We start from the raw sequence: 11482 nt of genomic DNA, 5'->3' as shown, positions 1-11482 counted from the left end.
CACGGGATAGACATTCAGACATTGCCAGGACATAAGAGCGCATAAATGAAAGAAAATTATCAAGATGACCGCGATTCAGGCTAGAGAGCCCTGGCGGTTTCAAAGTCGTAGAAAACTGAATGTAGTACCCCCTAAAACAGGAAATTCTGATCCTGGTTTTAGAGGGCATTTTGGGGGGGAATTGACAAACATGAAATCAACAATTTACGGCTTCGAGATATGTTCTTCCAGCTCGTCACGCATGACCTGCAAGGCTTCGCGGCTGATTTCAGACAGCGTGCGGTAGAAACCGCTGGTGGCATGGGCTTCTACTTTGCCGAGGAATTTTCCGCACCACGGGAAGAGTAACTCATCGAAAAGGGTAATCTGCGCACTGACTTCGTCTTCCTGCGACTGGTCTTCCAGCCAGGAGGCCGCCAGTAACATGGCACCGAAATGGTCGGCAGGTGTTTCACCCAACGGCATGCCGCGCTGTTGCAGGAATGTCCGCACATCCATTTCGCTGGCACCCTCAACGTAATCGCTGCGGAAAGGCGATACCGCGCATTCTGAGCCGACAAACAGACGGTTAAACTCAGCGGCCAGCGCTTCAGGATTGGCGCTTTCCTGCAAACGGATCAGCAACGCATCCTGCTCCAGCGGCCAGTGTTCACGCAGCTTGCCGTCCTGAATCAGACCAAACAGCGGAACCAGTAACGGATCCTGCGGCTGGCGGTAAAACAGCGTGCCCAGCACACGGCAGACAATGGAAAATTCATTCATAACAGTCACCAGATCAGACAGTGAAAAGGGTTAATCACCCGCAATTTGGTCGCGACAATGTCACAGTTCGCTTAATTCAGCAATGGGCGCGCGGCCACGTTTTTCCAGAAAATCAAGGAAACGACGCGGACTGACGTTAAGGATACGGTCTTGCGGGAAATCAATGTCGCGCAAAATACGTTCGCAATGTTCAAAGCCGCCGAGGGAATACGCGATATGCGAATCCGATCCCAGCGCCAGCCAGCCACCGGCTTCTTTGACTGCCAGCGCAATGGCGCGGCAGTTTGGCTCACTGCCGACGCGTGAATGAATAAACGACGAATTATTCAGCTCCAGCGCGACGTTATATTTCGCGGCAGCGGCCGCCACGGCCGGAATATCAATCGGGTATTTCGGGTTACCCGGATGGGAAATAATATGCACTTCACCGCCAGCCATCGCCGCAATCACCGCCGCAGTATGGGTCTCTTTATCGACAGGTTGCATGACCGGCTCATGGAAACCGGCAATAATGACGTCGATTTCTTTGAGCATCGGGCCGGTACAGTCGATATCGCCATGAATGTTTTTAATGTTTGATTCAATACCGCGCAGGATACCGATCCCGTTTACCAGACGCGGCCAGACCCGCATATTCATAAAGTGCCAGTAGTGCGGCGCATCGGCCATATCAGGGCCATGATCGGTAATGGCAAACAGCTTAATGCCCTTTTCCGCTGCTTCATCAATGTAATCATGTAACGTGCTGTAGGCGTGGGTGCTGGCAACAGTATGCATATGTAAATCAACCGGGTACGGCATGTGCTCTCCTCGAAAGTATTCCGCTGCGGCGAAATAACCGCAGCATTGATAATGTTAGCAGATGAAAGTCAGTAACCCCGCGCAGGATCGACACGTCCGGCTGGCTCGCGCCCCGCTTCTATCGCCAGAATATTGCTGACGATGCTGTCCATCGCCTGCTCCGGCAAGGTATCCGCACCGACGTGTGGCGTGATGCTGACACGCGGATGCGACCAGAACGGGTGCATGCCCGGCAACGGCTCTTCGACAAAAACGTCGAGCGTGGCCGCCGCAATCTGCCCGCTGTCGAGCGCGCGCAGCAAATCGCCTTCCACCAGATGTCCGCCACGGCCAAGGTTAATCAGATAGGCATTATGCGGGAGATGTGTGAACAGTTGATGATTGAGAATACCGGCGGTGTGCGGGGTATTGGGCAACAGATTGATCAGGACTTTGCAGCCCCCGGCGAACGCCGCCAGTTGGTCATCACCAAAGAAACTCTGCACGCCCTGCTGCGACTTGGCACTGCGGCTCCAGGTGCGGACGTTAAACTGCATCGCCACCAGCGCCTCTGCCACGCGACTGCCGAGCACGCCGGCACCGAGAATACCGACAGTAAAATCACTGCGGGAGTGCGGTGTCAGCGGACGCCACTGCTTCTGTTGCTGGAACAGCTGGTATTCATCCATCCGGCGGAAATAACGCAGCACGCAGGCCAGTGCGTATTCCTGCATCTGCAACGCCATGCCGGTATCCTCAAGGCGCAACAGCGGCACACCGGCAGGCAAGGTGCCCGGCTGACGCTGTTCCTGCGTGAGGATCGCATCGACCCCCGCCCCGAGCGCAAAAATGCCTTTCAGCATGGTACGCGCCGCCAGCATGGCATGCGGCGGTCGCCAGACCAGCGCATAATCCGCCGGTTGGTCATCGCTGGCATTCCACACGCGCATGTTGGCCTGCGGCAATCGTTGGGTTATTCCGTCAATCCAGGGTTTTGCATCAGCTGTAGGGTGGTAAAAAATAATGTTCATCGGGGAAGCCTCCTGTGAACAGACAGATTTCCCTGAATATCATCAGGATGCAACCCTGTGGAGTAAAAAAGAACAAGCCCCGGAATCCGGGGCTTGTAAGGTGACATGGTGATACTGCGATAACATCAGGCGGTGGCAGGCTCGCGGCGGATCATCCGGCGCAGCAGCGGAATAAGCACCAGCAGCACAACACCCGTCGCAACCGCTCCCCAGCCCAGCGCATTGAATACCTGGCTGTAGCCCGGATTGGTCAGCACCGGCGTGCTGCCCGCGTTTTGTGGCATCAGCCCGGAAATGTAACTCGCCAGTACCGAGGCCACGCCTGTAACCATCATCCAGCAACCCATCATCACGCCCTGATAACGCGCCGGAGCCAGTTTGCCAATCATGGCGTAGCCGATCGGCGAAATCAGTAACTCACCGATACTTTGCAGCAGATAGCTGATGGCAATCCATTTGAACGCCACCAGACCGTCGCCGCCCGCCAGATGGATGCCGAAAGGCAGTACCAGCATGCCCAGCCCCATACAGAACAGGGATGCCGAGAACTGCGCCGGAATATCGATGTTCCAGCCGCGCTGACGCAGGCGATTGAACCACAGCGCCATCAGCGGGCCGCCAATGACGATCACAACGGTATTGATGTTCTGGATCCACTGCGGTGCCACGCGGATACCGTAAACGTTCAGGTCGATATTATGTTCAGAGAACAACATCAGCCCCATTGGTGCCAGCTGATATAACGTCCAGAACACCAGCGAACCGAGCGCCAGCAGCAGATACGCCTTCATCCGGCGGCGTTCATCCGCATCACGATGGCGGAAAGTGACCAGCGTCATCAAGGCGAAAATCACAATGCCCAGCGCGACGACAAAGTAACTGCTGAATTCTGCGTGGGTCAGCAACATACGGATCACCGGCACCAGCACGATCAGAATGGCAATACCGACCGCCAGTCTGCGCAACCACTGACTGCGGCTGACGTCTTTCAGCGGCGTACTGATATCAGCCAGAATTGACCAGCGGGAGATCGTCACGACAATCGCCGCCACATTCCCCAGCGTGGCGAACAGGAACAGCGCACGGTAGTTTTCGCTCAGCTGGAAATACCCTGCCACCGCAAAACCGATAAAGAAGCCGAGGTTCATCCCGGCGTAATTCCACAGAAACGCGGATTCCCGGCGGTCATCGTCCGGCGCGAATCGCTGCGTCAGCATCATATTCAGGCAGGTGACATTCAGCCCGCTGCCGGTCAGGAACATTGCCAGCCCCCAGTACAACCCGGTCACGCCCTCCAGCGCAATCAGTGCGCAGCCAAAGACCTGCAACACCATGCCCAGCACAAACAGATTCCGGTTACTCAGATAACGCCCGCCGAGGTAGCCGCCGAACATGTGCAGCCCGTAGTTGAACGCGCCGAACACGCCCATGATGGCGTTGGCGTTATCTTCGCTGAAGCCGAGTTTTTTGGTCGCGTACAGGACCAGCGTGGAATACAGCACCGCAAAGCCGAGCGTCGCGAATGTCTGAACGAAGAATAACGTGCCCGCGCCGGCAGGTATCGCCGTCCGGTGCTGCGATGTGGTGTTATTTGACTGACTCAAGAAAGACCCCTGTCCTTATCTGATAGATAAACTCTGCTTCAAATGGTGACTTGTGCAGTTCTTATACGAAGCATTTTTTTAGAGTGCATTGTTATACCGCTACCACCGGCGATCGCCACAACATATCTTGCTATTTTGCCGTCACAAAAAGCGTTTGCCGGTAAATTGTGCTTTTATGCAGTTATGCTAATTATTTATTCACGATGATAAGCGAGATTAATCACGCAACGTGACCGCATGACCGCTGCTCATCCTTCACGCATTTTTTGCTCTGTAAATCATCAGATTGTTCTAAGTTTGTCTAATCGGTAAAGATCCTGCAAAAGAGGGTTGACGCTGACCTCAGTTTTCCCTACATTAGCGCCGGTCAGCAGCACTGCGGTGTGGCTGACAGCTGGAGAGGTGTCTGAGTGGCTGAAGGAGCACGCCTGGAAAGTGTGTATATGAGCAATCGTATCGAGGGTTCGAACCCCTCTCTCTCCACCACATTAAAGAAAAAAGGTCCTGATGAAAATCAGGACCTTTTTTTTGGTTTGCACAATTCGTAAAACCGACCTCAGATAATCGTATAGCCACCGTCAACGATAAGATTTTCGCCGGTGATCATCCCGGCCTTTTCACTGACCAGATAGGCTACCGCACCGGCAATTTCATCCGGCATCGCAAATCGACCTGCGGGAATTTTTGCCGTCATGGCCGTCGCTCTTTCCCCCTGCCAGTAGCGTTTACCTAATTCTGTTTCTACCACCGTCGGTGAAATCGTATTGACCGTTATGCCAAATTGCCCCCACTCCGCCGCCAGTACTTTTGACGCGATCACCAGACCGGCCTTGCTGGTGCAATACGCCGCATGATTCTCCAGCGCAATCACACTCGCCTGCGAAGCGATATTCACAATGCGCCCGTATTTCTGAGCAATCATGTACTTTCCGGCAGCCTGCGAGAGAAAATAGGGTGCGGTCAGATTCACTAACAATGTGGCATCCCAGCTCTCTTTTTTCACCTGAGAGGCCGCTTCGAGAATGCCGATCCCGGCGTTGTTCACCAGAATATCAATCCTCCCGTAACGGCCGATAACCTGCTCAATCAGCGCGGGAATGGCGGCGATGTCCGACAAATCAGCCGCGATCCCGAACCCGTCACCGGTAAGTTTCCCGGCCTGCACGACAACCTGTGGAGCCTTATCCACCATCACGACGGTGGCACCGAGCTGGAGCATCAGTTCGGTGATCGCCAGTCCGATCCCTGCCGATGCGCCAGTCACAACAGCAATGCTCGGCAGAAACGAAGCGATAATGCCGTAACCGATAGTGAACATCGACCAGATCCACCCGGTCGCCGACGCCAGCCTGTGTGAAGGTGTTCTTTGTACGACCAGCACATAGAACGCGTAGAAGAACAGCGGATAGGCAAAACCGCGCAGCGCGTAGAACACCAGAATTAACGGATAATTTTTGGCAGCGAGTCCGAAGTGGATAAACAGCACATGGAGCACGACCCACCAGACAACGCCCAGCGCCATAATTTTACGCGGGCCATAAATCTCACTGATGCCGCCGGACAACCAGCTGGCAATCGCAGCAGTGACGGCATAGACAGTGAAGACCATCGCGCTTTGCGAAACGTTAAAGCCGATATCAATGATGTATTTCGATAAAAAAGCCAGTTCGACGCCATCGCCGGTCATAAAAATAGCAATGGCGATATAGCCCCAGAAAAGTTTGACGGGCATACCAAAGACGACTTTCGACATTTCTGACGGGTTTTCAAAGGCAGGTGATGAAGTCATTTCCGCTGTATCCTGATTGAAAATTATTGTGAGGAAGGGACGCGGATTGAGTATAAAAAACAGGCGGGGGATGAAACCTTTCTCTCATTGCCAGCAGCCTGAGAGAATGGCACTCAGTAGCAACGGCTATTGAGGTGTTTCACAGATTGGAGGTCAATCCGGCAGGGCTGCACAGACTCTGAGCGTCTGATGCAAAACGCCGAAATTCTGCTTGACCCTTTTCGGCTGTCTCCCTATAGTAGCGCCCCGTTGCAATGCTCGCGCTGTAACGAACACGGTGAGGTGTCTGAGTGGCTGAAGGAGCACGCCTGGAAAGTGTGTATACGAGAAATCGTATCGAGGGTTCGAACCCCTCCCTCACCGCCATATTAAAGAAAAGGGTCCTGATGAAAATCAGGGCCCTTTTCTTTTGGTGTGGTTCATGCCGGGGCGATTTTGCTGGCAGGCAACATCATTCCCTGCACACACCTCAGCTTCTCGTGCCGCCATTAATACCCCCTCCCCGCCTCCCCCTTCGCAGGGGGAAGAGTAAACACTCGAGCTGCTCCCTCCCCTGCGAAGGGGAGGGTTGGGGTGGGGTTTTAATGGCAACTACATTGCTTTTACTCATCACATCTTCACCAGCATCAGCCCTGCCCTTAATCCCAGGGCCACATTTGGATTAGGGAACAACACCACTTCCTCCTCCGCTTCCACCCGGTAAGTTTTGCCGCTTTCCTGCGCGATCACAAAACCCTGGGTGAACGCCGTAAAATTCAGTGCATCCGCCGGGATAAAGAGCCGGAAATCGTCTTCTGAGCGGATCACATCCTGCACCACGCGGTAATGCATCAGCGGCGCAGTGGCTTCACGCACGGGCAACGGTTCGCCGCTGACCAGCGTTTCCAGCGCGCGGCGGATACCGGTGAACTGCGTGTGATCGTTGCTGCCAAACGGCAGCGCCTTGCCCAGTTCGAGTGTGCAACTGTCAGCCTGAAAAACATCGCTGCTGAAATGCGTAAAAGTGCCACCCGGCGAACGGTGATGCACCAGCGCATCCAGCCCGGCGGCCCCGAGCCACGCCAGCATCGCGTCGCTTTTTGGTCGCGACTGTAGCGGCAATAAACCAAAACGCACATGTTTCGATCCGCGGATCGCCGTGTGCAAATCGTAATGGAACCGCTGCGTGGTGCCCGCAGCCGTCGCACTGCGGTAAAACAGCGCCATCACCTGCTCGAGTTCCTGCGCCCGGCGGGTTTCATCGTTTGGCGTATAACGCGCATGACGTCCGCCAAACATGCGGTTCATGTCCGCATCGGCAAATCGCTTATTGATGCGCATCGATGGCGGATTACCCAGCAATACCAGCAGCCGGACGCGCAACGGCCGTTCGCCTGCAAGCAACTCACTGACCAGCTGATTCAGCAATTCTATCGGCGCGGTTTCATTACCGTGGATACCGGCGGAAATCACCACCGCCACCTCACACGGCTGGCGCGGTGACAGTTCGAGGATACCTTCGCCGCGCCATTGCCAGTCCAGCGTTTCGGTTTGTCCGGCGGGTTCTGTCACCGCGTCGCCGGAAAGCGTCGTCGCCAGTAAATCAAACATACACTCACTCCTGTGATGGCTCAGCGCTGGAAGGGATAAATCGCACCCAGCCCGAGAATATTGGTCAGCTCATCTAACGCCGTGCGCACTTCGGTCAGCAGTTGCGGATCCGCCAGATCTTTGGTCTGCATCCGGTCACGGTAATGCGTGTCCACCCAGGTGTTGAGCCGTGCGAACTGACTGTCACTCATCAGCGAGGCGACATTTACTGCATTCAGTTCGTTGCGGTTGAGCGCCACCCGCAGACGCAGACAGGCCGGGCCGCCGCCGTTACGCATACTTTCGCGCAGATCAAACACTTCAATCTGATCGACCGGTCCGCCGCTGTCTTTCAGCGCCGACAGATACGCCCAGACGCCGCTGTGCTGCCGCGATTCTTCCGGCACCACCAGCATCATTTTGCCATCCGTTTTACTCAGCAACTGGCTGTTAAACAGATACGTCGCCACCGCATCGTCGAGCGATACTTTCGACTGCGGCACTTCAATGGGTAAGAAATCCAGCTCAAGCGCCGCCATTTTTTTGCGGATTTCCGCCAGCGCTTTATCTGAATTCACAAACGCCTGTTCATGGTGGAACAGCACGTTTCCGTTGCTGACCGAAATCACGTCGTTGTGAAAAACACCGCTGTCGATGGCTTGCGGATTCTGCTGAATAAACACCGTGCGCTTTTCATCAAGCTGATGCAGACGCGCCACGGCGTCGCTGGCTAAACGTGTCTGACGCGCCGGATAACGCACCGGCTCGTTTTCACCGGTGACCAGCCCGTCACGTCCGTAAACAAATACCTGCACGCCGGGTTTATCGTAGGCACCGCATAACCGGTTGTGATTAGCCGCCCCTTCATCGCCCAGCGCCGCCACCTGCGGCAGCGCATCATGATGGGCAAAATACTTATCAGCATGGAACGTGGCACGCAAAATCGCGGACGTGGTTTCCGCCTCAATGGCGCGGTGAAATTTATTGTTCAGGTTGGCGACGGTGAAATGCACGCGCCCGTCCGCGCTGTCTGCCGACGGCGAAACCGTGGCAGCATTGGCGACCCACATGGAGGATGCCGAACTCAGCGATGACAGCAGACGCGGCGAATAGGCCTGCGCCTTGAGCAACACTTCGCGGTCGCTGCCGCCAAAGCCCATCTTGCGTAACGTGCTCAGATGCGGGCGCTCGTGCGGCGGCAAAATCCCCTGCGCAAAACCAAGATCGGCCAGCGCTTTCATTTTCAGTAGGCCCTGCTTTGCCGCCAGACGCGGGTTTGCCACCGCGTTCTGGTTTTTTGTCGAGGCTTCGTTACCGAACGACAGCCCCGCGTAATGATGGGTCGGCCCGACTAATCCGTCGAAATTTGCTTCACATCCGGACATGCCTGTCTCCTCAGGTTGCACTTAAATCAATACCAGGCGACAACGTCGCAGGGAGTTCCAGCTTGTCTGTTTCCAGCGAGGCCATCGGCCAGGCGCAATAATCCGCCGCGTAATACGCACTCGGGCGATGATTGCCTGAAGCGCCGATGCCACCGAAAGGCGCGTTGCTTGATGCGCCGGTCAGCGGTTTGTTCCAGTTAACAATGCCTGCCCTTGCTTCCAATAATAGCTGCTCAAACTGATCCCGCTCAGCGGAGATCAGCCCGGTCGCCAGCCCGAAGCGTGTCTGATTGGCCAGCGCGATGGCCTCATCAAAATCGCTGTAACGGTAAATGCTCAGCAACGGACCGAAGTATTCTTCATCAGGAATGCCCGCCACGCCGGTCAGATCGATAATGCCCGGCGTCAGCACGGTATTGAGCGGATCCGGACGGGTCAGCAACAGCAACGGCTTGCCGCCCAGCGCCAGCAACTCATCCTGCGCTTTCAGCATGTTGCGTGCTGCCGCATCAGAAATCACACCGCCCATAAACGGCTGCGGCTCGTCGTTCCAGCCACCAATGCGCAGTTGCATGGTCACATCCAACAGACGGGCGATAAACGCATCGCCTGCCGCGCCCGCTTTCACCAGCAAACGGCGTGCGCAGGTACAACGCTGACCGGCAGAAATGAACGCCGACTGAAGGGTCAGATTGACTGCCGCATCAATATCTTTCACCGGCTCGACGATCAGCGCATTGTTGCCGCCCATTTCCAGCGCCAGAATTTTTTCCGGCTGCCCCGCCAGCTGACGATGCAACTGATAGCCGGTGCCCGCGCTGCCGGTAAACAGCAGGCCGTCGATATTGGCGCAGGCCGCCAGTGCCTCGCCGGTGCTGCGTCCGCCCTGAACCAGATTCAGTACGCCGTCCGGCAGCCCGGCCTGTTGCCATAATTTCACCGTTTCTTCGGCGGTTTTCGGCGTCAGCTCGCTCGGTTTGAACACCAGCGTATTCCCCGCCAGCAGGGCCGGAACAATATGGCCGTTCGGCAGATGACCAGGGAAGTTATACGGGCCGAATACTGCCAGCACGCCGTGTGGCCGGTGGCGCAGTACGGCTTCACCGTCCGGCATTGCCGTGTGTTTCTCACCGGTACGTTGCTGATTTGCCTCAAGTGAAATCGCCACCTTGCCGATCATCGCCTGAATTTCGGTCAGCGTTTCCCAGCGCGGTTTGCTGGTTTCCTGACTGATGATTTCCGCCAGCCGGGTTTTGTGTTCCGTCAGCAGATCCGCGAAACGCTGAATCACCTCTGCGCGTTCGGCCACGGTTTTACGCGCCCATGCCGGAAATGCCGTGCGTGCGCCGGTACAGGCGGCATCGACATCCTCCGCACTGGCGCTCAGCGCCGACCATAACAAGGTGTTATCCGCCGGATTGGTTTTGTTCAGCTGCGCGCCTTGTCCGCTGCGCCACTGGCCCTGAATAAAAAGTGCAGGTTGCATCATGCGAGACTTTCCTTTTTAAGAATTTGGGTGGCAGGCGTGATCGTGCTGCCGGGAAAAAGTGCCACGGCGCGTAAAGCATCGCCCTCGCCCACGCCGAGCAATTCAGCTTCTTCGGCGTTAAGGGTGAGGTTTTCCGGCGTTTCGCAGCCGGGTATCAGCAGGGCACGGAAGTTCTGATATTGCTCGTTGGCGACCAGATACAGCGGCTCGTCGCGGTCTCTGCGGTGTTCTGCCAGCCGCACCGGCAGCAGACGGCTCTCTTTTACCGCACGTAACTGATCGATTTCCCCTTCAAGCGTCGGGCCGGCATCGAAAATATCCACATAACCTTCGTAGCGCAGCCCTTCCCCTTCAAGCACGGCCCGCGCCGGGGCGGTTTGCGGATGGACTTCGCCGATCACTTCGCGCGCTTCATGACTCAGCAGTTCGGTATATAAAGGGTGTTTGGGCATCAGTTCGGCGATAAAGGATTTCTGTCCCATGCCGGTCAGGCGGTCGGCTTCGGCGAATTCCATACCGAAAAAATGCCGCCCGACGCTGTCCCAGAACGGTGAATGGCCGCTGTCGTCTGACATGCCGCGCATCTCGGCAATCACCTTGCGCGAAAAATACTCGCGGAACGCCGCCAGAAACAGGAAGCGGACTTTCGACAGCAACTGGCCGTTTTTGCCGTGGCGGCAATCCGGATCGAGAAACAGCGTGCAAAGTTCGGTGTAACCGGTGTGATCGTTACTGAGAAACAGCGTCGGCACCGGCTTATAGATATTCAGGCTTTTAGAGGCATGAACCAGCGTACCGAGGCGGAAGTTGTACCAGGGTTCGCTCAGCCCGACGGCGACTTCAATGGCGCTGACGCCCACCACTTTCTGCTGTTCCGTGTCTTCGAGCACGAACAGATAACCCTGCTCGCCTTTATCCAGACGACCTTCCCAGGTCGCCACAGAGCGTTCAATACGCCCGCGTAAATGCGCTTCATCCTTGGGCAAAGACGTTAAACCGATGCCGGTTTTGCCTGACAACTGCAGGATATCGGCGAGATCGCCGGGCCGCACAGGTCGAATCAACATCATGAT

At 56.0% G+C, this 11482-nt stretch carries 9 protein-coding genes and 2 tRNA genes; 2 read left to right on the top strand and 9 right to left on the bottom strand.

Annotated features, from left to right (window positions below; translation table 11 throughout):
* Positions 1 to 204 precede the first annotated feature (204 nt).
* The 4 genes from EDF78_RS19430 to EDF78_RS19415 all read right to left on the bottom strand — a co-directional run bounded on the left by EDF78_RS19430 (position 205) and on the right by EDF78_RS19415 (position 4177).
* Positions 205 to 762 carry a molecular chaperone gene (locus EDF78_RS19430; protein ID WP_133823709.1) on the bottom strand — a complete coding sequence of 186 codons (558 nt, stop codon included), beginning with the start codon at positions 760 to 762 and terminating at the stop codon, positions 205 to 207.
* A gap of 60 nt (positions 763 to 822) precedes the next feature.
* The gene (locus tag EDF78_RS19425; RefSeq protein WP_095922404.1) at positions 823 to 1563 is read right to left on the bottom strand and encodes a phosphatase; all 741 of its coding nucleotides are present in this window, start codon (positions 1561 to 1563) and stop codon (positions 823 to 825) included.
* 68 nt (positions 1564 to 1631) lie between these two features.
* Entirely contained in the window at positions 1632 to 2573 is a 942-nt protein-coding gene (ghrA, locus tag EDF78_RS19420; protein WP_095922405.1) for a glyoxylate/hydroxypyruvate reductase GhrA, read from the bottom strand.
* Between the two features lie 125 nt (positions 2574 to 2698).
* Positions 2699 to 4177, bottom strand: a complete 1479-nt coding sequence (locus EDF78_RS19415; RefSeq protein WP_119822296.1) for an oligopeptide:H+ symporter — start codon at positions 4175 to 4177, stop codon at positions 2699 to 2701.
* 396 nt (positions 4178 to 4573) lie between these two features.
* Between EDF78_RS19415 and EDF78_RS19410 the strand changes: the two genes are divergently transcribed.
* Positions 4574 to 4663 (top strand) — tRNA-Ser (locus EDF78_RS19410).
* A 70-nt stretch (positions 4664 to 4733) separates the two neighbouring features.
* On the opposite strand, the gene EDF78_RS25850 is transcribed toward EDF78_RS19410, so the two are convergent.
* The gene (locus EDF78_RS25850) at positions 4734 to 5966 is read right to left on the bottom strand and encodes a GolD/DthD family dehydrogenase (protein ID WP_243839468.1); all 1233 of its coding nucleotides are present in this window, start codon (positions 5964 to 5966) and stop codon (positions 4734 to 4736) included.
* Positions 5967 to 6242: 276 nt separating this feature from the next.
* Here EDF78_RS25850 and EDF78_RS19400 point away from each other — a divergent pair.
* Positions 6243 to 6332, top strand: a tRNA-Ser gene (locus EDF78_RS19400).
* Positions 6333 to 6575: 243 nt separating this feature from the next.
* Here EDF78_RS19400 and astE read toward each other — a convergent pair.
* The 4 genes from astE to astA are packed head-to-tail and all read right to left on the bottom strand — an operon-like array spanning position 6576 to position 11479.
* A complete protein-coding gene (gene astE / locus EDF78_RS19395) occupies positions 6576 to 7556 on the bottom strand; it encodes a succinylglutamate desuccinylase (protein WP_133823708.1) in 981 nt (326 codons plus the stop codon).
* A gap of 20 nt (positions 7557 to 7576) precedes the next feature.
* Positions 7577 to 8920, bottom strand: coding sequence for an N-succinylarginine dihydrolase (gene astB / locus EDF78_RS19390; protein WP_133823707.1), 1344 nt, complete (start codon positions 8918 to 8920; stop codon positions 7577 to 7579).
* Positions 8921 to 8930: 10 nt separating this feature from the next.
* Positions 8931 to 10409, bottom strand: coding sequence for a succinylglutamate-semialdehyde dehydrogenase (gene astD, locus EDF78_RS19385; RefSeq protein WP_133823706.1), 1479 nt, complete (start codon positions 10407 to 10409; stop codon positions 8931 to 8933).
* Positions 10406 to 11479, bottom strand: a complete 1074-nt coding sequence (astA, locus tag EDF78_RS19380) for an arginine N-succinyltransferase (protein ID WP_133823705.1) — start codon at positions 11477 to 11479, stop codon at positions 10406 to 10408. Before astA ends, astD begins: the two co-directional genes overlap by 4 nt.
* Positions 11480 to 11482 lie beyond the last annotated feature (3 nt).

Source organism: Rahnella sp. BIGb0236 (assembly GCF_004364755.1).
Taxonomy (GTDB): Bacteria; Pseudomonadota; Gammaproteobacteria; order Enterobacterales; family Enterobacteriaceae; genus Rahnella; species Rahnella victoriana.
The sequence above is the reverse complement of the archived record's forward strand: the minus strand, read 5'-3'. Positions and strand labels throughout refer to the sequence as shown.